Here is a 21032-nt window from a genome sequence, read left to right as displayed (position 1 = left end):
GTTAAACCAGCTCGCGCTTGAAGTAAGCGACCAGATTTTCTGGGTTTGGCCCCGGAATGATGGTCACCAGCTCCCAACCGTCTTCACCCCAGCTGTTCAAAATCTGCTGGGTAGCGTGGACAAGGACAGGTGCAGTTGCGTATTCCCATTTCTTCATGGGCCCAATTCTACCGCCTGCTCCGCGCCGACGACTAGGTCACGGGTGCACAGTGTGACGGGTGCACAGTCGGTCCTAAAACTCGCCACCGTTGGAAAGGTAACTCGCCCAATCCGTTACATGCGGGTTTTTGCGCAAAATGGCCCGACGCTGGCGTTCGGTTAGCCCACCCCAGACACCGAATTCCACCTCGTTATCCAGCGCATCGGCGCAACACTCCAAGACCACGGGGCAGTGACGGCAAATCAGCGCAGCTTTGCGTTGTTCTGCTCCGCGCACAAATAATGCGTCAGGGTCACCATTGCGGCACTTGGCCTGGGCTACCCACTCACCACGCTCGACAGTTGCGGAGGAAATTTTCGCCGTTTTCCGGCTGTAGGCGCCACGGTAGCTTGAGTTGTATTGGTGGTTGCCTGGAGTGGCGGGCATGAATCGACTCCTCATTGTTGACAGCGAGGGCGTGATTTTTCGCTGAGGTGTTCCAGATAGTTTAGGGCGCGTGACCAATCTTGTCGAATGCGTCACACTTCCAGGGGGTGTGAGTGCTTTTGCCACACACCTTTACTGCGTAAAGTATCTATCGTGTCTTATTCCAAATCGATGATCACCATGTTGCTGGCGACGCTCGGTGTGTCTGCGGTTTTTGCCGCGGCCATCGCACCGGTTGCCGGCATCACTGGGGCGAGTGCAGCACGTGCCGAAAAGGCTATGGAATCTGATCTCACCGACATTCAGGAGGGCGGCGCCCCGGGCGTGTCCACCATGTATGACAGTGAGGGCAATGTGTTGGCAAATTTTTTCAGCCAACGCCGCCATGAGGTTCCGCCAGAGGAAATCTCACAGGCCATGAAGGATGCCATCGTCGCGATCGAAGACAACCGTTTCTACGAACACGAGGGCGTCGATTTTCAGGGCTACCTGCGTGCACTGGCCACTAACATTGCAGCCGGCGGCGTACAGCAAGGCGCGTCAACGATCCACCAGCAATATGCCAAGAACTGGGCTTTGCTTGTCGACGCCGACACCGACGAAGAGCGTCGAGAAGCAATTGAACAAACAATTGCGCGTAAATTGCGTGAGATCCGTGTCGCTGCCGATTTGGATGACCGCCTGAGCAAAGAAGATATTCTGGCTGGTTATTTGAACCTGGTACCGTTTGGCAACCACGCATACGGCATTGAATCCGCTGCACGCACCTACTTTGGTATTTCAGCTGCTGAATTGTCGGTGCCCCAGGCCGCCATGCTGGCTGGAATGGTGCAGTCTTCGGAATATTTAAATCCGTACACCAACCCAGACGGTGCAACCGATCGCCGGAATACCGTCTTGCAGGCAATGGTCGATCATGGATATTTGGATCAGGAAGCAGCCGATGGCTTTAAGAATGAGCCTCTTGGGGTGCTAGAAACCCCCGAGACTTTGGCCAACGGTTGCATCGCGGCAGGCGATGCCGGATTTTTCTGTGATTACGCCTTGAAGTATCTAGACGAGCGCGGAATTACTACCGACGAACTGGTTGCCGGAAAATATGACATCCACACCACTCTAGATCCGGGCGTGCAGCATGAAGCGCGGCGGGCGGTCTCCAGCTATACCGACCCGCAGGCGAACGGCGTCGCTGAGGTCATGAATGTCATTGAACCCAGCAAAGATTCTCGTCGCATCCTAGCGATGACGTCGTCACGCAATTACGGCCTGAACCAAGAAGCCGGGGAAACGATTCTCCCACAGCCGTACTCGCTGGTCGGCCACGGCGCAGGTTCTGTCTTCAAAGTTTTTGCTGCTGCCGCTGCTATCGAAGACGGCATGGGCATCGAACAATACATGTCGGTTCCATCGCGCTACGAGGCAGAAGGTTTGGGTCACGGTGGCGCACCAAACTGCCCGGCCAACCGCTACTGCGTGGAAAATTTCGGTGAATTTGCCGATTCCATGACTCTGCGCGACGCACTAGCGCATTCACCAAACACACCGTTCGTCCAGCTGATGGAACGCGTCGGGGTACCTGCCGTGGTAGATCTGTCGGTAAACCTAGGACTGCGCAGCTACGCAGAAGAAGGCACGCACGACGGTGAGCGCTCCATCGCGCAGTTCCAGAAAGACGCCAATCTTGGTTCCTACGTTTTGGGCTCCACCCCGGTCAACGCATTGGAGCTGTCCAATGTCGGTGCTTCGTTGGCCTCCGGCGGAACCTGGTGTGAACCGAATCCAATCGACGCCGTCTATGACCGCAATGGGCAGGAAGTCTACCTAGAGCGCACCCCGTGCGAAAACGTCATGGACTCCAACGCAGCCGATGCGTTATCACAGGCAATGACCGAGGACGGTAAATCCGGTACCGCCGCCAACGCTCGTAATGCCGAGGGCTTCCCCGGCACGATGGCAGCCAAAACGGGTACCACCAACGAGAACTATTCCGCTGCTTTCCTGGCCTTCAACTCTGGCATCGCAGCGGCACCGTATATCTTCAACGACAGCACCACCACGATGTCGCTATGCACCAGCCCAGTGCGCCAGTGCAGCAACGGAAACCTCTTTGGTGGTACTGAACCGGCGCGTTCGTTCTACAACATGGCCAACAACCTACCACCGGCGCTCAATGGTGGTGTTTCAGAAGACTACGATCCAGCTTTTAATGAAGGCCTCGACGCCGCCAAACTCAACGAAGTGCGCGGATTGCGTGAATCCGTAGCGCGGGATCGTTTGGCCGAGGCCGGTTTAGAAGTGCGTACGGAGCGAGTGGCTGGCAATGGAATGCCCGCCGGCCGTGTAGTCAGTGCGGATTTCGCAGGACCAGCTAATAGCGTGGTAATTTTGCGAATTTCCGATGGCTCAGCCCGCAGCACCCCGCCAACACGCCGCCAGTCAAACCCAGGCGCCCAGACAGAAAACAACACCGGTGGCGGCAGCCAACCACCGGCGCTGGAGTTCAACCTAGAACAGGAAATTGAAAACGCTACCGAAGAGTTGCGTAATCTGTTTAACTTTTAGCCCTGCAGGCGGTCTTTTACTGCCTCCGAGATGCGCTTACCATCTGCGCGTCCGGAGGCTTTTGCGTTTGCAGCCTTCATCACTTGGCCCATGTGCTTCATGCTCAATTTTTCGCCAGCAGCAGCCGAAACTTCAGTAATAACGCCATCTACTAACTCGGCAAGTTCGGAATCATCCAACTGCTGTGGCTGATATTTTTCGAAGACTTCGACTTCAGACTGTTCGGCGTCGGCAAGCTCATCGCGCCCATTGTCGCGGTAAATCTCTGCGGATTCGCGACGCTTTTTGATCTCCCGAGCAATAACCTTGAGAACGTCATCGTCGGTGAGCTCGGTGCGGGTACCGGTGGAAGTCTCCTCGGCCTGGATAGCTGCCAGCAGCATACGCAACGCAGACGTCGTCGCCTTGTCCTTGGACTTCATAGCGGTAGTCAGATCCTGGCGGATGTGCTCTTTTAATGATGCCTGGGCGCTGTTCTCGCTTGTCATGTTGTTCTCACTCATAGTCCCAAAGATACTCGCTTGGCCCGACCGGGCAACGAGATCACGGCAAGATTCCACCTAAAGTCCGTCTAGACTAGGCGGGGTGAATATTTCGTGGAAAACTGCACTAATGACCACCACCGTGACCACCCTCGGTGCGGGTGCGGGCACACTGGCCTGGGCGGTTTCGGAACTCAATCGCTTTGAGCTCAAAGAACACACCGTTGCGCTCCTACCCAAAGGCACCTTGGGCAAAAAGCGCAGCGCGCACGGCCAGGCAGAGTTTCGGATACTGCATGTCTCGGATCTGCACATGATCCCCGGCCAGGACAAAAAAATTGCGTGGGTACGCGATCTAGCCCGATTGCAGCCTGATTTAGTGGTTAACACCGGAGATAATCTTTCTGACCAGCACGCAGTTCCTGATGTGTTGCGCGCACTGGACCCACTATTGAACACACCGGGATTGTTCGTATGGGGCACTAATGATTACTGGGCGCCCCAGCCGGTCAACCCCTTCCAGTACCTGACGGGCAAGAAACGCACGCCGTCGTATGTGGATTTGCCGTGGCGGGATATGCGTGCCGCGTTTATTGAGCGGGGCTGGTTTGATGCAAATCAGCGGCGCCACGAATTCCGGGTCGGTAACGTGCGCCTGGCGGTGGCCGGGGTAGATGATCCGCATCATGATTTTGATGACTACGACGAGATCGCTGGTGCCCCAAACCCGGATGCGGACCTGGCTCTGGCGCTGTTGCACTCCCCTGAGCCACGCGTGTTACAGCGCTTTGCTGCCGACGGCTACCAGCTCTCGTTGTCTGGCCATACGCACGGCGGGCAAGTGTGTTTGCCGGGTTCCAAAGCGTTGGTGACCAATTGTGGTATCGATCGCGAGCGGGTGCAGGGACTCCATGACTTCGACGGCATGGCAATGCACGTCTCCAATGGCTTAGGGACCTCAAAGTATGCCCCAGTTCGTTTGTTCTGCCGCCCGTCGGCAACACTGCTACGAATTATCGAAAAAACAACTTAATACTTGGCGACGTTTCCCGCCATACGCTGGGAATTCTCCCCTACAGGACCCTCGATTTGTGTTCTGCAAGCTCGATATAATAAGATATCCAAGTCGCAGAAATTAATACTTCATCGCGATGGCGGGGCGTAGCGCAGCTTGGTAGCGCATCTGCTTTGGGAGCAGAGGGTCGCAGGTTCAAATCCTGTCGCCCCGACAATAGAAAAGACCGAGAAGCTTTTGCTTCTCGGTCTTTCTTCGTATGCAGGCTAAGCCCGACCCCTGAAACCCAGACACACTTTTGAGGCTTAACCCAGGTTTAACCCACGCTTTTTGTCGTTTAGGCTATAAACCCTCGTATACCCCTACATCTCTGAAGGTCGCACCCAACCCTTAAAGAGCAGAATGCGACCGCATGCACAATTGGTGTTCTAAGCTTTTATTGCCACCCACCGGGGCGCACACTTCCCCGTGTTTTCACTAGGAGATTTCGCTGGGAGGTTTCACTAGGAGGCTTGACTAGGAGTAGGCGAAATCAGTGTTTTAGATCCGCATACCGCTTAGGGTTTTCAGCAGATCCATGATTTTGCTGAAGAAGCTGCCCAGTAACGTCGGCCCGGTAAACAAGCTCGCCAGCGTCTTCAGGATGGAGCCGAAGATACCGCCAGCGCTTGACGACGACACATCGGACTGATCTTCCTGTGGGTTCTTTGGTGCTGGTTCGGCGTCCTTGCCGTCTTTACCATCCCGGCCATCCTTACCGTCTTGTCCATCCTTGCCATCTTTCGGCAGCGGGATTTCGACAGTGCTGCCGTCCGAGAACTTGACGATGACTTTCCCGTCTTTAATCTCCTGGCCGACGATGGTCAACGGCTTGGCATCTTTGCCATCTTGCCCCTTTTCACCGTCTTTACCAGCAGCGCCGTCCTTGCCCTTCGGGATGACAATCTTTTGGCCATTGGTGAACTCTACGACGATGTTGCCTTGTGCATCGTCGTACTGCTTTTTGATCTTCAGGTCTTGACCTGCAGGGCCTGCCGGTCCCCGCTGTCCAGGTTCTCCCTGTGGTCCCTGCACACCTGGTTTACCTTCACTGCCCGGAGGGCCTGCCGGACCAGCTGGGCCACGATCACCTTGTGGACCGATTGGGCCACGAGGTCCTTGCAGCCCCTTCTTTTCTTCTTCGGAGCAATTTTCTTTGCGGATTGGCGCAATTTCTCCATAAACGGTGAATGCCCCAGACAAGGCCGCTTTTACATTCTCGGAGATTGGACCCCTAAAATTCAGGTTCCGGACTTCACCCTGGAAAAAAACCGTGTGGCTATCAAGGACTTTATGCTCATGAGCTTGCTCATTAGATAAGGTTCCGGTTGCCAGCGTCTGTGTAACACCGTTATATCCGGCTAAAACAGATACCTTTTTATCTGGACTTACCGTTACTACAGGGTTAGCAATCGTTTCATCGCCCACCTTGAATTGACCGCGGCCAACCATCGTGGCTCGCGTAATGTGGTTTTGACTATCCACAGCCACCAGCGATTGGTCATTATCGCTTCGGAAACCCACGCTTACTGGTTTTCCGTGCTCATCACGATCAATCACCTGACTAGTATCTTCGAAATATTTTTGTTGGTCAGGTCCAATCTGCCAAGAGAAAGCACTAGATTTGACAGCGAAATCGACGACTGGACAGAGTTGGGTTTCAGTCGTTGCGGTGGGCTCAACATTTTCCTGCGCATGAGCAGTATTGATTGGGGTCAGCAGCCCCAGGCTCAGGGCGAATACTGCGCATGCAGTTACGCCGACTGACTTCTTTCTAGCCACAGTGTGGTCTCCGAGTTTCTCTTCAAAAGCCAAGTGCAACACCACTTCTGTGGGTACACAAAATCTATTTTGTGCAAGCAAAATAGATTTGCAAACAACTAAACACTTAATCGATTCAGAAAACAAGACAATCGACAATGATCTTCACTACATAATTCCACCGTTATGCATATTATGCGGAATTTTTAAAGCTCTCCACAGCTTCATAAGCCACTACCAACATCCCACCTGATGTAGCGAAGATCACGCTGTAGCACTAAGCTAACCCCATGGAATCTGCAAATGCACTGAGCTTCTACGACGCTGCTAAATGGGTCTATCAACGCCGTGGCAAACTTTCCGGCGCTGCGGAAACGGAATCCTGGTGGCTTTTCGCACCCGCATCACCTGAGCCCGGCAAGGGACCGATCATGATCAACCGAAAAACCAATGAGCTCGAGCAATTCGGTTCGCTCCCGAAAGAATGGAAGCCCCGGCTGGAAGCATTCAAAAAAGAAGGGCCCACCCCACTCTCCATTCCAGAAGAGTTTTATGGTGAGCCCGAAGATATATCGTTGTGATTCACTAGCGCTGTAGCGCTGCAATTCAACAGCGGCAAGTGCAGTACTGCCTTGCCACCATGGCTGCTAGCAACTAGCAAGCATTAATTCACGCGGCGGCGGTTAAGCAGTGGCGCCACCACCAGGCCTACAAATGCGCTCACTGCTAGTACCGCGAGCGCTACCCAAAGTCCCAGAATTGCACCGTCATTCGCGGTAGTGCTCAACGCAGTCGTCGCCCAGTGTAACGGCAAGAAACCAGCCAGGGCCGACCATGCTTGAGAAATTTCCGCACCCGCAGCAGCCTGCCAGACCCATCCAACCGCAGCGACCTGTCCAATGCCCGCAATAGCTGCAATCACAAGGCCACTACGCAACCCAGCCAACTGCATCAGTACCGAAGTAAACCCGGCAGCTACCCAGGCACTCAATGCAGAAACACCGGCCGAAATCGCGATCGTAGCGATGCTTAGCCCGTCCCCCAACAGGCCGACAAGCACAGCGCCGCTAGCGGCAGCTAACAGACCACCGCTTAACTGCACAGCCCAACGAGTCGCAAAGAAGTTGCTCATCGCTGCCATCACTACGCCTGCCAACATAACTAGTGCTGCGACCAACATTGCCACCACTGGCGGCAAAACCCCGCGGGCTGGTTCTGCGTCGCCAGGTTCTGCCCCACTCGGGCCCGCTGGGATAGCGCGATTCACTGCATCAGCTTTTTGCTTGGTGCTTTGCGCCATAGCTTCCAGCCGTTCTGCACCACCATCAAATTCGTCTAGACCTGCCGTAGCTTCGTCAATCCGAGCTCGCAGTTCCTGTAAACCAGCAGACAAATTCTTGGAGCCATTCGTCAGCTCATACACGCCGTCGTGGAAACCATAACCAGGGACATTTAGTTGATTCGCCAGGTCCCTTGATCCGTTTTTCATAGCCAAAAGATCATCAGCAACTTCGCGTTGGAAGTTAAAGTTGTCGATTTGCTGACGCAGACTTCTCAGATCGCGCACTGCTTGTTCTGCTTCCGGCCCTTGCACACCGCGCAGTTCTTCAATCGCCCGGTCCGCAGCCTCTAGTAACTGCCCTTGTACCGCACCAAAGCCAACAACTTGATCCACTGCTTGCCCGACGCCGTCAGCCAGCTCATTAGCGCCACGACCCAGCTGACCAGTACCCGCTTGTAGCTCCACCATGCCTTGGCGCAGTCGATCCGCGCCATCCGCAGCTTCGCCAACTGCACCCACCAATTCTTCAGTATTGCCGTCCACGCCTTCCAAACCAGAAAGCAGTTCGTCGATTGCACTGTACAAAATTCCCGCTTGGGACGAAGCTTGTCCAGCAGCACGACGGGCGTCAAGCAACTTACTGTTGTCCACCCCTGGGTTTTGCACGGCCGGAGCACCAGTTGGTTCTTCTGGCGCTGACCAACTGTCACTCGGGCTTAAAGAAGCTGCAGCGGCAATCACCGCGCCAACTGCTAGCGGCAACACCACCGCTAGCAGCGCCACGATGCCACGCATGCGGGATCCCGGCACGCGTGGTTCACCGAACCGAGATTCCCCTAATCCCATCGATGCATGTGACGATGCACCATCTGGCGTGGCAGCTCGGTTATTCACCGCTGACGAAGAATCGTTCATACGACCGCACTTTAGTGCTGAACCCGCAGCTTATGGGTCAACGTTCTCGGCGAGTCACATAAACAACACCAATCACAAACACCAAAAGGGGCCACACCGATTTATTGGTGCGGCCCCTTTCTCCTGCAGGGTTACTCGAAAGCACTGGCACTGTTGTGCTGCTAGCCGGCACGCATATTGAACACCGGCAACAGATAGCGCCTACAAAGCCTGAGAAATTTAATTCTTGTACTTCTCAGCGAACTTCTTGCGGACGGCTGCGCCCAAGTCCTCGTGAACGTTGTCCCAGTACTCGTAGACGCGCTGCTCGACGCCTTCAGAAACACCAGCCATGGCGTTGGTGATGTTATGCGCCAGGCGGTCCTTCTCTTCGTCGTTCATGACTTCTTCGTACAGCTTGCGTGGCTGGGTGAAGTCATCGTCCTGTTCGTGCTTGACGTATGCCGCACGAACCAAGTCGGTGCCGTGTGGGTCAGGGTTGACGTAGTAGTCAGAAGCCTGTCCGTAACTGGTGTGGTTCGACGACGAAGTCTCGCCATCATCCAGGTAGCCAGCGCCCTTGTCGAAGCGGTTCGGCGTGTATACCGGCTGGTCTGGACCGTTAAAGTTGTACTGCATCGAACCCTCGTGATTATAGGTATTCACAGGGTTGATTGGCTGGTTGATCGGCAGGTGACGGTAGTTAGTGCCGATGCGGTAACGGTGCTGATCCGCGTATGCGAATGCGCGGGCCTGCAGCATGCGGTCTGGCGACAGGCCGGTACCTGGAACGATATTGGATGGATCCAGGGCAATCTGCTCGATCTGCGCAAAGTTGTTGCGTGGGTTACGGTTCAGCTCGAAGTAACCAACCTTCTGCAGTGGGTAATCCTCGTGGTACCACACCTTGGTCAGATCGAATGGGTTGAACTTGTAGTTCTCTGCATCCTCGAACGGCATGATCTGTACGTAGACGTCCCAGCGTGGGTAGTCGCCATTCTCGATCGCGTTGAACAGATCCTCACGGTGGTAGTCAGCGTTTTGACCTGCCATCTCGGCAGCTTCTTCGTCAGTGAAGCACTCCCAACCCTGTTGGGTCTTGAAGTGGTACTTCACCCAGAAAGCCTCGCCCTTGTCGTTAACCCACTGGAAGGTGTGGGAACCAAAGCCGTCCTGGTGACGGGATGTCTTTGGGGTGCCGCGATCACCCATCAGGTAAGTGACCTGGTGTGCGGACTCAGGGGTGCGAGTCCAGAAATCCCACTGCATATCAGCGTCACGCAAACCGGAAGCCCCGGTGCGCTTCTGGGAGTGAATAAAATCTGGGAACTTGATGCCGTCGCGCAGGAAGAACGTCGGGGTGTTATTACCGACGATGTCAAAGTTGCCTTCTTCGGTCCAGAAACGCAGAGCGAATCCATGGACGTCACGCCAGGTGTCAGGGGAGCCCTGCTCACCGGCAACGGTGGAGAAACGGATACCCATCGGGGTGACCTTGTTCGGCTGGAACAGGTCAGCCTTGGTGTATGCGGATACGTCTTCGGTGACATGGAATTCACCGAATGCTCCGTGGCCTTTAGCGTGAGGGTTGCGCTCTGGAACACGCTCACGGTTGAAGGACTGCAGCTTCTCAATCAGCTGCAGGTCATTCAGTACGTTTGGACCTTGTGGTCCAGCGGTGATGGAAATGTTTTCCGAGGCGATTGGCTGTCCACCCTGGCGAGTGGTGGTGCCTGGGGCGTCCTCCCGCTGGCCAAGATCCAGCTTGTCATCAATGTTCTTAGTCATGGAATGCTCACTCCTGTTGGGAATTGATTAGACGCTCTTATGGGGATGAGGTCAATTGATAGTCTACTTGCATACATCAGAGTGCGCAATCGCACTGGCACACCACAAACTCTGCTCAGGAATAAAAATCAGCGCTGGTAATCTCAGCTAAGTGAACGCACAACGACACTCTGCGAGCCGCGATGCACGCACCACCCAGCTGGCCCTGAAGGCCGGTCGTGGTGATCGCACAGCCCTGAGCGCGTTCGTGAAAGAAACCCATGACGACGTCTGGCGGTTTCTCGCTCACCTAGCCGGGCCCGAACTTGCCGACGACCTCACCCAAGACACTTATGTACGCGTAATGGGGGCACTCCCCCGGTTTGCCGGACGCTCCACTGCACGCACCTGGCTACTTTCACTCGCACGTCGCGTGTGGATCGACAACATTCGTCACGAACGCGCCCGCCCCCGGAAGTCACATTCGGAACTAGAAGACTTAGACCCAGTACACGAAGATTCGTCGGTATGGAGCGAATGGATCGATGCCCGCACCATGATCGCTTCGCTACCCGACGAGCGTCGCGAAGCACTCGTTCTGACACAGATACTGGGTTATTCCTACGAAGAGGCAGCGGCAATCGCGGGGGTGCGTATCGGGACAATTCGCTCTCGAGTAGCCCGGGCCCGGAAAGATATTCTCGCAGAATACGACAATTAATCACAGAAACTGTTATATTCCGTTAAAAGTTCATAGATTTTCGGACGCGCTTTCACAGCGTGATCACAGATTCGGAGTTGTTGTCTTCATGCTCAAACGATCGTTAGCCATCTCGATGGCGTTCGTCGGAACCCTCGCCGGTGCCGGTTTTGCATCCGGGCAGGAGGCCATGACGTATTTCGTAGCCTTCGGTAACTGGGGAATTGTCGGAGCATTACTCGGCTCCGTTGTCATGATCATTTGCGGTATCGCCATTTTGCAGCTCGGTAGCTATTACCAGGCACGCGAGCACACCGCGGTGATCGACCGCATCACTAACAGCCCAATCATCGCCAAGATCCTTGACTGGGGCACCATTGCGACCCTATTTTCTATCGGCTTTGTTATGTTCGCCGGTGGTGGCTCGAACCTGACGGAAGCCTGGGGCTGGCCGACCTGGATCGGTGCTGCCCTCATGTTGGTGCTGACCATCCTGGTTGGCTTGCTTGATGTGGAAAAAACTACCGCGGTGATCGGAATGATCACACCTTTTTTGATCATCATGGTCTTGGGCACCGCGATCTACACAATAATCACGGTGGACCCGAACTGGGAAAACATTCAGCAGGCTTCTACCGAAGTCCAAACCACACTACCCAACTGGTGGGTATCTGCCATTAACAACATCGCTTTCCAGGTGATCGTGGCAGTGTCCATGGCCATCGTTATCGGCGGTAGTTTCATGGATACCCGCGAAGCAGGCATTGGTGGAGCCATCGGCGGCGGAATTTTCCTTTCTTTGCTGCTCTTGCTGGTAATGAGCATGTACTTCACTGTCGAAACCACCAAAGATGCCGACATGCCAATGCTGGCGCTGATGATTAGCCTGCACCCGGTGCTGGGACACATCATGACCGTGGTTCTCTACGGCATGGTCTTTAACACCGCCATCGGTATGTTCTATGCGCTGGCTAAGCGTCTAACCCGTAACTCGCCAGAGAAATTCTTCCGCGTCTATGTGATTGCGTGTTTGGTCGGCTTCGTGCTTTCCTTCGTTGGCTTCCGCCAACTCGTCAGCTACGTCTACCCAGTACTGGGATACATCGGCATGTTGCTGATCATCGTCCTGATTTGGGCCTGGGTACGCAATTTCCGCACCATGCGCACCGAAGGCCAGCGCCGTCGTCGCGGCCGTGAATTGATGGCCCGCAAAGTGGATCCACGCGTGCGCTTTAGTAAGAAGCACGACCGCGAGCTCACCACCCTAGCTGCCCAATCCAATATGAATTCCGAGGAATTCTTAGAAAGCATCAAAGAAGAAATCGACGACGAGCTAGAAAACGATCCCGATGTGGATTATGACCGCACCACGCCAGCTGGCAGCGTAGTCTACGTCGAGCACACCAAACCGGAATAAGCTCCAGCGAGGCACCGTTCCAGGACGCCTCCCGCCCGCCCATACTGACTGCGGAAAGATACGAAAAAGGCACCCACCGGGAAATCGGTTGGGTGCCTAGCCTATTTTAATTCTCTAACAGCAATTCAGCGATCTGAATCGTGTTCAGCGCAGCGCCTTTCCGCAGGTTGTCACCAGAAACTACCAATACCAAGCCGTTGTTACCCTCCAACGACTGATCCTGACGAATACGCCCCACCAGGCAATCATCAATACCCGTAGCAGCCAACGGGGTTGGTACATCGACAACCTGCACGCCAGGAGCCTGCTCGAGTGCTTCCACAGCTTGGTCTGGAGTAATGTCCTGGCCAAACTCAGCGTGGATCGTCATGGTGTGGCCGCTGAAAACCGGCACACGCACGCAGGTTCCAGAAACGCGCAGTTCTGGCAAACCAAGAATCCGGCGCGATTCATTACGCAGCTTCTGTTCCTCATCAGTTTCTAAAGAACCATCGTCGACAAGGTTTCCTGCTAGTGGCAACGCGTTATAGGCGATCGGAGCTACATAAGGGGCAGTCTCCAAACCGTCGAGCTTGCGGCCGTCATAAGTCAGGTCAACCGCGTGTTCGCCTGCCTCATAAATCTGGGCCGCCAACGCCTGCACGCCTGCCAAGCCAGAACCAGAAACCGCCTGGTAAGAAGAAACATTCAAGCGTTTCAACTCTGCAATATCGTGCAGTGCCTTAATCACCGGCATCGCAGCCATAGTGGTGCAGTTCGGATTCGCGATGATTCCCTTCGGCACCTCTTTCACAGCCTCCGGGTTGACTTCGGAAACCACCAACGGAACCTCAGGATCCTTACGGAATGCCGAAGAGTTATCAACCACAGTTGCACCAGCTTCTGCAAACACCGGCGACCACTGCTTCGAGGTAGCGCCACCGGCGGAAAACAGCGCAATGTCGACGTCGGAGACAGACTCAACAGTCACCTGCGACAAATCTTCTACTGTGATGCGCTCGCCGCGGTAATCCAGTTCAGTGCCAGCCGAACGCGGAGAAGCAAAAAAGCGCACCTTTTCTGCAGGGAACTCGCGCTCCTCCAGAATTTGGCGCATCACCTGGCCTACTTGGCCGGTAGCACCAACGACGGCGAGTGTGGTCATAGTTGTGGTCTCCTCCCAGAGCGGTTGAGCGGTCAAGCTGGTAATTAGCGTCCAGTTCCAGCATAGACGGTGACATCTTCGTCACCGCCAAGATCAAAACGATCGTGCAGCGCACGGGTAGCTTTTTCCAAATCCGATTCACGCAAAAGTACGGAAATCCGGATCTCAGAAGTCGAGATCAGCTCCATGTTCACGCCAGCATCACGCAATGCCTCGGTGAAATCCGCGGTAACACCTGGGTGCGATTTCATTCCCGCACCAACCAGAGAAACCTTGCCCACCTGATCGTCATACAGCACCTGCGACCAGTTGCCTTCGCGGCTCAGCTTCGACAAGATCTCAACTGCTCGTGGGCCATCTTCGCGTGGGCAGGTGAAGGTGATATCGGTGATGCCATTTTCCACGGTTGAGATATTCTGCAGCACCATATCGATGTTGATCTCTGCATCCGCAATGGCACGGAAGACCTTAGCGGCCTCGCCCGGCTTATCGGGAATTCCCAGCACGGTTACCTTGGCTTCGGACTTGTCGGTGGCAACACCAGTCAATACTGCATCTTCCATTGGGATATCCTCCATTGAACCGGACACCAAAGTGCCGGGGTCATTGCTATAAGACGAACGTACGCGCAAAGCGACGTTGTGGGCACGGGCATATTCGACGCTGCGCAGCACCAAAATTTTGGAGCCGACGGCTGCCATTTCCAACATTTCTTCAAAAGACAGCTGCTCTAGCTTGCGGGCATTGGGCACAATACGCGGATCAGCGGTGTACACGCCGTCGACGTCAGAATAAATTTCACACACATCCGCGTTCAGTGCCGCAGCAAGCGCCACTGCAGTGGTGTCTGAGCCGCCTCGGCCCAGGGTAGTGACGTCCCGGGTGTCTTTATTGACGCCCTGAAAACCAGCGACGATGCAAATCTTGCCTTCGTCCAGTGATTCCTGCAGACGTCCGGGAGTGACGTTAAGAATGCGAGCATTACCGTGGCGTTCGGTAGTCAGCACACCGGCCTGCGAACCAGTAAACGATTGCGCCTGCGCACCTAGTGAATTCACGGCCATCGCAACCAGTGCATTGGAGATTCGCTCGCCGGCGGTGAGCAACATATCGAGTTCGCGCTGCGGTGGAACTGGGTTCACGGAAGCTGCCAGATCCAGCAACTCGTCGGTAGTATCACCCATCGCCGAACACACAACGACGACGTCATTGCCAGCCTTTTTCGTCGCAACAATACGGTCTGCTACCGCCCGGATCCGCTCCGCGCTTTCTAGGGATGAACCCCCGTATTTCTGCACAACTAGTGCCATGAGGCCAGCTGCCTTTCCTGATCGTTCGTTTCTGCTGTCTTTGCGGCTCAAAAACGCAGGTTAATGCTTATTCATACCATAATATGTGCCCTGTCACCCAGACTTAAATGCAGCCCAAGTTTCACACCAACCCCAGAAATTGTGTAGTCTATACCACATGATTTCCGGGGCGCGTTTTCTTCTCCTTAGCAGCCGCGGCGGGTTTTAGAGCCAACGGCAACAGTTTGGTCGGCACCCCGTCGCGGTAGTTCGCGTAGCTTTTGCTTCTCGCCCCGGCACGCACTAATCGCCGACCGAACACACAGTGCTAAACCCATAAACGCTAAACCCATAAACACAAGGAATCATCATGTCTCCTAACGACGCTTTTATTTCCGCGCCCCGCCAACTGAACAAGCCCAACGGCCCACGCAATGAAAATCAACCGGCTTGGAATAAACAAAAAGGCTCTACTATGCCGGTGGATCGTTATTTACCGTTCGCCAAAGAAGTTGAAGATATTCAGCTGCCGGACCGCACCTGGCCAGATAAAAAGATCACCAGCGCCCCACAATGGTGTGCAGTCGATCTGCGTGACGGCAATCAGGCACTGATTGACCCCATGAGCCCAGAGCGGAAGCGCCGCATGTTCGATCTTCTGGTGACCATGGGATACAAGGAAATCGAGGTAGGTTTCCCGTCGGCATCGCAGACAGATTTTGACTTCGTCCGCGAAATCATTGAGCAGGACCTAATCCCAGACGACGTCACTATCCAGGTGTTGGTCCAAGCACGTGAACACCTGATTCGCCGGACTTTCGAGGCCTGCGCAGGAGCAAAGAATGTGATCGTGCACTTCTATAATTCCACTTCGAAGCTGCAGCGCCGCGTCGTGTTCCGTAAAGACCGCCCAGCCATCAAGGCCTTGGCCACGGATGCCGCACAGCTGATCAAAACCATCGCCCAGGATTACCCGGATACCAATTGGCGCTGGGAATACTCCCCGGAATCTTTCACCGGCACCGAACTGGATTTCGCCAAAGAAGTCTGCGATGCCGTCGCAGAAATCATGGAACCGACCCCAGAAAATCCGCTGATCATTAACCTTCCTTCCACCGTCGAGATGATCACGCCGAATATTTACGCTGACTCGATTGAGTGGATGCACCGCAATTTAAACAACCGTGAGTCATTAATCATCTCGCTGCACCCGCACAATGACCGCGGCGAAGGCGTAGCAGCCGCCGAGTTGGGCTACCTGGCCGGCGCTGACCGTATCGAAGGTTGTTTATTCGGTAACGGCGAGCGCACAGGCAACGTCGATCTGGTGACTTTAGGCTTAAACATGCTGACCCAGGGCGTAGACCCACAGATTGATTTTTCCGATATCGCGCAGATTCGTCGCACCGTCGAATACTGTAATCAGCTGCGTGTACACGAACGCTCTCCCTACGGTGGCGAGCTGGTGTTCACCGCTTTTTCCGGTTCCCACCAAGATGCCATTAACAAAGGCTTGGACGCGATGGCCGCCAACGTGCATCCACAGGCCAGCAGCTCCGATGTGGCTTGGGAAGAATTGCGCGAAACCACATGGGAGGTTCCATACCTGCCTATTGACCCGAAAGACATCGGCCGTGATTACGAAGCCGTCATCCGAGTAAACTCCCAATCTGGCAAGGGCGGGGTGGCTTACATCATGAAAACTGACCACGGCATCGCCATGCCTCGCGCCATGCAGGTTGATTTCTCCCGGGTGGTACAGACCGTCACAGATGCCGAAGGCGGCGAGGTTGATTCGAAGACCATGTGGGACATCTTCACCAATGAGTATTTGGAGACGAAGTCCCCCGTCGAACAACTTTCAGTGAGTGTGCAGAATGCAGAAACCGAGGACAAAGACGCTACGGTAACCGCCAAGGTTATCCACGATGGCGAAGAGCGCAGCATCGAAGGCAACGGTAACGGCCCAATCGCTGCATATGCTGACGCTCTGGGGAATCTGGGCATAGACATCGAGGTTCTGGAATACTCCCAGCACGCCCGCAGCGCCGGGGAAGATGCCGAAGCTGCTTGTTATATCTTGGCGACAGTCAACGGCTCTAGCGTCTGGGGCGTCGGCATTGCCGGCTCTACGACGTATGCTTCGTTGAAGGCCCTGGTCTCCGCTGCCAACCGCGCACACGCCAATCTTTAGCATTGGCACGAGGAACTGCGATTAGTTTTATACCGCAGCAGCGGATGGTTTTCTGTGCCACGTTGGCGTTGCTGAACTATCCGCAAGCTAAATCGGTGAACTAGACTGCTGTACTAATGACCTCGCATACCGATACCGATGACCGCGCCGCAACCAGCGAGCGCAACGACAACGGCACGAAGAACAAAGAAGCCTCCGGCGAGCTGCACCCAAAAGAAGTAGCTCGTCGCGAGGCTGTTGCGGAATTTCCGTATCTTGCGCTGACTGTGCAAACTTCCGGTATTCACCCTTCAACGGCGCGTCTGGTTGCCGTCGACGCCGTTACTTTTAATGATGCGGGCGAGACTAGCGAGACTTTCCACGCTGTACTCAACCCCGGAGAAGATCCAGGGCCGCGCCACTACCATGGGCTTTCCCGCGAAGAAGTGGACAACGGCCAACGCTTTGCAAAAATCTTGAAACCGCTGGATCGGCTTATCGACGACCGCACACTAATCGTCCACGATTTGCCGTTGACATGGGGCTTTCTGGTTTCAGAAGCAAAGCGCGCGATGAGCGCTGCCGCCCGCGCAAACCGGAAACGCTCCCGCAAGGGCAACCGCAAACGGCAGCGTGTCGGTCATATTCCGCAGCCTGCACGCATCGTGGATACGCTGGCGACTGCGCGTCGACAAGAAATATCTTTTAGCGATATCCGACCCGCTGGCGTGGCGCGCGCCAGTGGCTTGTCTGCTGTCAGTCCAGTGGCTTCTGTCGTTCGTGCTGGCCGTAGCCAGGAAGAAACCTCACGCGAGACTACACAGTTGGTCTGGGATATTTACCAACATCAGCAACGAGCCGCAGAAAAATCCTTAATCACAGATCATGAGCTAATCGCCAGCTACCATCCAGGTGATCTGCGCGCGGACCGGTTTGGTTTACAGCGCAGCCATGTCCGGGTGCAGGCCGCCGAAGCCGAGCTCAGCCTGGCAAACCCCGGGAAATATGTTCCGGGGCGATCCCTGATCGAAGGCATGGAAGTGGTAGTGGCTGATGAGATTGGCTACAGTCCGGATACCATCATCGACGCTTTGCTCGAAGCGGGGCTGGTGTATCGCGAGCACCTGCATCGAGGGGTGTCGGTAGTCGTCTGCAACAAAACTACCGATCTACGTGGCAAGGCGATGCATGCGGTACGCAAAGGTATCCCCTTGTTGGGTGATACCGCATTTTTAGATGCACTGACCCGCGTCAAGCCACACCCAGATCCGGATGCGCCAGTCGAGCAATCCACCCACCCCCGCGGTGTCTTGGGCGGATCATCGGGGCTGAAGGCCAGCTCCAAACCCGGGAAAAAATCTGCGCTTAAATCTGGGACGAAGTCCCCGAACAAACCTGCCGCAAAAACCAGCGGAAAATCTGGCGCGAAGCCCGGAAAGCACCCTGCAAAACAAACCGGGGCACAGTCCGGTACACAAACTAACGCCAAGTCCGGCCGCCCCAACAAGACGAATAAACGTCGCCGGAGCCGCTCCCGCCGGGCCAGCGCACAGCCCCAGGCCGACTAGCCGTCCAACCTTTTACTATCCTAGGTTCCTATGACTAAGCCTTCTGTGTCATCTTCTGAGCCGTCGTCTTCCAAGCCGTCGCCTGCAGATTCCTCTTCTGCGAAATCGTCTGCCCTTTCCCTACTGTCGCGCGCCCGCACGCAGGTTGCTACTTCCGTTGCTCGTTTGGCGACGGTGGCTTCACGCGCAACCGGCCGGGGTGCGGGTGGCATGATTGGTGGGCTGCTCGCGGACAAGATCGACCCACACGTCATGCATAATCTTGCCGACGGACGCCCCGCGGTGCTGGTCACCGGCACCAACGGTAAATCCACTACCACCCGCATGTTGGCAAATGCGCTGCGCAGCGAGTATTCCGTCGCCACGAATGAGGGCGGCGACAATATGGATGCTGGAATCATCTCTGCGCTGCTGGCCGGACGTAGTGCCGAGGTCCTCGCCTTGGAGGTCGACGAGCTGCACGTGCCGCAGGTGGCGAACAAGATCAACCCACAGGCACTGGTTCTGCTTAATCTGTCACGCGATCAGCTGGACCGTGTCGGCGAGATCAACAAGATTGAGCGCACCTTGCGCGGGGCCATTGAAGCGCACCCAGAAATGATGGTCATCGCTAACTGTGATGATGTATTGATTTCTTCCGTCGCCTACGATGCTCCGAATGTGGTGTGGGTGGCTGCTGGTGGCGGCTGGCTCGGTGAGTCCACCACTTGTCCGCGCACCGGCGGCGCGATCGTGCGCGACGGTGAGCATTGGTATGCGGCGAAAAAGCTTGCCAACGGCTCGACCTTCGAACGCCCTACCCCAGATTGGACGATCACGAGCGAGGGCATTACGCGCAGTTCATCGCTGGACGACGCCGCGCACCCGCTGAACCTGGCACTGCCGGGCCGGGCCAACCGCGGCAACGCTACCCAGGCTATCGCCGCTGCGGTGGAAGCTTTCGGCGTCGGTTTCGAGCAAGCTGTTTCTGCCACTGAGCAGGTTGATGATGTCGCCGGTCGCTATTCCACAATCACCCGCGGCGAACACGAAATCCGCCTGTTATTGGCCAAGAACCCGGCCGGCTGGCAAGAAGCATTGTCCATGGTCGATCGCAGCGCCGAAGGTTTGGTGATCGCGGTCAACGGCCAGGTTGCCGACGGTGAGGATTTGTCCTGGCTGTGGGATGTCACTTTTGAGGATTTCGCCGAGCAGTCCGTCAAGGCCGCCGGTGAGCGCGGCACGGACCTCGCTGTGCGTCTGGTGTATGCCGATATCCGCCACGAATTGATCGCTGATCCACTCAAAGCCATCGATGCGTGCCCAGCCGGGCGCATTGAGGTGCTGGCCAACTACACCGCATTCCGTGATCTGAAGAAGGCTCTGGAGCGTGGCGAACCTTCGCAATTGCAGCGTTCCACCAGCCCAAACTCGACCACAAGTGATTCGACCACGAAAAATTCCACCGCAGATTCTGCGGAAGCTTAGGAGATGGCAGCAAATATGGCACACGATGAGCACAGCGCTGCGGCTAACAAATCCGCGGCTGCGAGCACTGCCGAAGCCAACCAGGCTGCTAAGAATGCAGAGTTGAATATCGGCTTGGTTCTACCGGATGTTTTGGGCACCTATGGCGATGACGGCAACGCGCTGGTGTTACGCCAACGTGCGCGCATGCGTGGCATTTCGGCGCAGATCCACCCAATTAAGTTGGGTGAGCCGGTGCCTAGCCAACTCGACGCCTATACCTTGGGCGGTGGTGAAGACAGCGCGCAGATCTTGGCGGTGGAGCATTTGCTTGCCGACGGTGGCTTGCACAAAGCCGCCCAAGCTGGTGCACCTATTTTCGCGATTTGTGCAGGATTTCAGCTGGTTGGTGAAACTTTCCGTGCCGCGGGACGCGAGATCGAGGGCCTCGGCCTGGTTGATGCCCGGACTGTCACGTTGCAAAAGCGCGCGATTGGTGAAGTAGCCTCGCAACCCACGCAAGCAGGTGTTACCAGTAGCCTCACTGCCCCGTTAACTGGCTTTGAAAACCATATGGGTGCCAGCTTGCTCGGCCCAGATGCGCGACCTTTAGGGGCAATTACCACTGGTGTTGGTAACTGTGATGCCGATGCCGCCCGTGCCAGGGAAGCAGAAAACATCGATTCCCAAACCCGCGCGGAAGGAGCGGTGCAAGGATCGGTCATCGCTACGTATATGCACGGCCCTGCGCTCGCGCGCAATCCGCAGTTAGCGGATCTGGTACTGTCCATGGCTTTAGGGTGCCAGTTGGATGAGCTAGCGCCACTGGAGATCCCTGCGATCGAGCAACTACGCAAAGAACGCCTGCGCTAACCAGGCAACACCAGCCCACACTAGGTTAGGCTGA

General features: G+C 55.6%; 16 protein-coding genes, 1 tRNA gene and 1 pseudogene. 10 read left to right on the top strand and 8 right to left on the bottom strand.

Translation table 11 applies throughout. The features are described 5' to 3' along the window. Position 1: 1 nt before the first annotated feature. Positions 2-157 carry a Sp36 family protein gene (sp36, locus tag O146_RS12535; RefSeq protein WP_021353538.1) on the bottom strand — a complete coding sequence of 52 codons (156 nt, stop codon included), beginning with the start codon at positions 155-157 and terminating at the stop codon, positions 2-4. A gap of 75 nt (positions 158-232) precedes the next feature. Further along, positions 233-586: a WhiB family transcriptional regulator gene (locus tag O146_RS0101140; RefSeq protein WP_021353537.1), complete on the bottom strand. Its 354-nt coding sequence runs from the start codon at positions 584-586 to the stop codon at positions 233-235. 153 nt (positions 587-739) lie between these two features. Between O146_RS0101140 and O146_RS0101135 the strand changes: the two genes are divergently transcribed. Further along, positions 740-3148: a transglycosylase domain-containing protein gene (locus O146_RS0101135; RefSeq protein WP_027017449.1), complete on the top strand. Its 2409-nt coding sequence runs from the start codon at positions 740-742 to the stop codon at positions 3146-3148. Here O146_RS0101135 and O146_RS0101130 read toward each other — a convergent pair. Then, complete coding sequence (locus tag O146_RS0101130; protein ID WP_021353535.1) at positions 3145-3651, bottom strand: GatB/YqeY domain-containing protein; 507 nt, start codon at positions 3649-3651, stop codon at positions 3145-3147. The genes O146_RS0101135 and O146_RS0101130 overlap by 4 nt on opposite strands. Before the next feature lie 109 nt (positions 3652-3760). Here O146_RS0101130 and O146_RS0101125 point away from each other — a divergent pair, with 109 nt between their 5' ends. Both O146_RS0101125 and O146_RS0101120 read left to right on the top strand, forming a co-directional pair. Beyond that, positions 3761-4663, top strand: coding sequence for a metallophosphoesterase (locus O146_RS0101125; RefSeq protein ID WP_021353534.1), 903 nt, complete (start codon positions 3761-3763; stop codon positions 4661-4663). Positions 4664-4785: 122 nt separating this feature from the next. After that, a tRNA-Pro gene (locus O146_RS0101120) sits at positions 4786-4859 on the top strand. A 326-nt stretch (positions 4860-5185) separates the two neighbouring features. On the opposite strand, the gene O146_RS12925 is transcribed toward O146_RS0101120, so the two are convergent. Next, entirely contained in the window at positions 5186-6466 is a 1281-nt protein-coding gene (locus O146_RS12925) for a collagen-like domain-containing protein (RefSeq protein WP_155896212.1), read from the bottom strand. 269 nt (positions 6467-6735) lie between these two features. Here O146_RS12925 and O146_RS0101110 point away from each other — a divergent pair, with 269 nt between their 5' ends. Beyond that, complete coding sequence (locus tag O146_RS0101110) at positions 6736-7026, top strand: hypothetical protein (protein WP_023018841.1); 291 nt, start codon at positions 6736-6738, stop codon at positions 7024-7026. Between the two features lie 83 nt (positions 7027-7109). Here O146_RS0101110 and O146_RS0101105 read toward each other — a convergent pair whose 3' ends face one another. Together O146_RS0101105 and O146_RS0101100 are read right to left on the bottom strand one after the other, a co-directional pair. Further along, a complete protein-coding gene (locus O146_RS0101105; protein WP_051619179.1) occupies positions 7110-8642 on the bottom strand; it encodes a hypothetical protein in 1533 nt (510 codons plus the stop codon). Between the two features lie 219 nt (positions 8643-8861). Further along, entirely contained in the window at positions 8862-10409 is a 1548-nt protein-coding gene (locus O146_RS0101100; RefSeq protein WP_027017447.1) for a catalase, read from the bottom strand. A 151-nt stretch (positions 10410-10560) separates the two neighbouring features. Here O146_RS0101100 and O146_RS0101095 point away from each other — a divergent pair, with 151 nt between their 5' ends. Further along, a complete protein-coding gene (locus O146_RS0101095) occupies positions 10561-11109 on the top strand; it encodes an RNA polymerase sigma factor (protein WP_021353529.1) in 549 nt (182 codons plus the stop codon). 88 nt (positions 11110-11197) lie between these two features. After that, positions 11198-12505, top strand: coding sequence for a YkvI family membrane protein (locus O146_RS0101090; protein WP_021353528.1), 1308 nt, complete (start codon positions 11198-11200; stop codon positions 12503-12505). Positions 12506-12611: 106 nt separating this feature from the next. Here the strand turns inward: O146_RS0101090 and O146_RS0101085 are convergent, their stop codons facing one another. Together O146_RS0101085 and O146_RS0101080 are read right to left on the bottom strand one after the other, a co-directional pair. Then, the gene (locus tag O146_RS0101085) at positions 12612-13649 is read right to left on the bottom strand and encodes an aspartate-semialdehyde dehydrogenase (protein WP_027017446.1); all 1038 of its coding nucleotides are present in this window, start codon (positions 13647-13649) and stop codon (positions 12612-12614) included. A gap of 44 nt (positions 13650-13693) precedes the next feature. Then, entirely contained in the window at positions 13694-14959 is a 1266-nt protein-coding gene (locus O146_RS0101080; RefSeq protein WP_021353526.1) for an aspartate kinase, read from the bottom strand. A gap of 349 nt (positions 14960-15308) precedes the next feature. On the opposite strand from O146_RS0101080, the gene leuA reads away from it, so the two are divergent. The 4 genes and pseudogenes from leuA (at position 15309) to O146_RS0101060 (ending at position 20998) form a co-directional block, all read left to right on the top strand. After that, complete coding sequence (gene leuA, locus O146_RS0101075; RefSeq protein WP_027017445.1) at positions 15309-17132, top strand: 2-isopropylmalate synthase; 1824 nt, start codon at positions 15309-15311, stop codon at positions 17130-17132. 116 nt (positions 17133-17248) lie between these two features. Continuing rightward, a pseudogene (locus tag O146_RS10635) lies at positions 17249-18370 on the top strand (DNA polymerase III subunit epsilon); the annotation flags it as partial. Positions 18371-18709: 339 nt separating this feature from the next. Then, positions 18710-20146 carry a Mur ligase family protein gene (locus tag O146_RS10630; RefSeq protein WP_208853934.1) on the top strand — a complete coding sequence of 479 codons (1437 nt, stop codon included), beginning with the start codon at positions 18710-18712 and terminating at the stop codon, positions 20144-20146. 15 nt (positions 20147-20161) lie between these two features. Continuing rightward, positions 20162-20998, top strand: coding sequence for a type 1 glutamine amidotransferase (locus O146_RS0101060; RefSeq protein WP_081820540.1), 837 nt, complete (start codon positions 20162-20164; stop codon positions 20996-20998). Positions 20999-21032 lie beyond the last annotated feature (34 nt).

The sequence above is a fragment of the Corynebacterium pseudodiphtheriticum DSM 44287 genome (assembly GCF_000688415.1).
GTDB classification, from domain to species: Bacteria; Actinomycetota; Actinomycetes; order Mycobacteriales; family Mycobacteriaceae; genus Corynebacterium; species Corynebacterium pseudodiphtheriticum.
The sequence above is the reverse complement of the archived record's forward strand: the minus strand, read 5'-3'. Positions and strand labels throughout refer to the sequence as shown.

Bases quoted from the DNA above. Each gene is read 5' to 3' on its own strand.
- O146_RS0101105 (WP_051619179.1), bottom strand. From the start codon at position 8,642: ATGAACGATTCTTCGTCAGCGGTGAATAACCGAGCTGCCACGCCAGAT.
- O146_RS0101085 (WP_027017446.1), bottom strand. From the start codon at position 13,649: ATGACCACACTCGCCGTCGTTGGTGCTACCGGCCAAGTAGGCCAGGTG.
- O146_RS0101100 (WP_027017447.1), bottom strand. From the start codon at position 10,409: ATGACTAAGAACATTGATGACAAGCTGGATCTTGGCCAGCGGGAGGAC.
- O146_RS0101090 (WP_021353528.1), top strand. From the start codon at position 11,198: ATGCTCAAACGATCGTTAGCCATCTCGATGGCGTTCGTCGGAACCCTC.
- O146_RS0101110 (WP_023018841.1), top strand. From the start codon at position 6,736: ATGGAATCTGCAAATGCACTGAGCTTCTACGACGCTGCTAAATGGGTC.
- O146_RS0101130 (WP_021353535.1), bottom strand. From the start codon at position 3,651: ATGAGTGAGAACAACATGACAAGCGAGAACAGCGCCCAGGCATCATTA.
- O146_RS0101140 (WP_021353537.1), bottom strand. From the start codon at position 586: ATGCCCGCCACTCCAGGCAACCACCAATACAACTCAAGCTACCGTGGC.
- sp36 (WP_021353538.1), bottom strand. From the start codon at position 157: ATGAAGAAATGGGAATACGCAACTGCACCTGTCCTTGTCCACGCTACC.
- O146_RS0101080 (WP_021353526.1), bottom strand. From the start codon at position 14,959: ATGGCACTAGTTGTGCAGAAATACGGGGGTTCATCCCTAGAAAGCGCG.
- O146_RS10630 (WP_208853934.1), top strand. From the start codon at position 18,710: ATGACTAAGCCTTCTGTGTCATCTTCTGAGCCGTCGTCTTCCAAGCCG.
- leuA (WP_027017445.1), top strand. From the start codon at position 15,309: ATGTCTCCTAACGACGCTTTTATTTCCGCGCCCCGCCAACTGAACAAG.
- O146_RS0101125 (WP_021353534.1), top strand. From the start codon at position 3,761: ATGACCACCACCGTGACCACCCTCGGTGCGGGTGCGGGCACACTGGCC.
- O146_RS0101060 (WP_081820540.1), top strand. From the start codon at position 20,162: ATGGCACACGATGAGCACAGCGCTGCGGCTAACAAATCCGCGGCTGCG.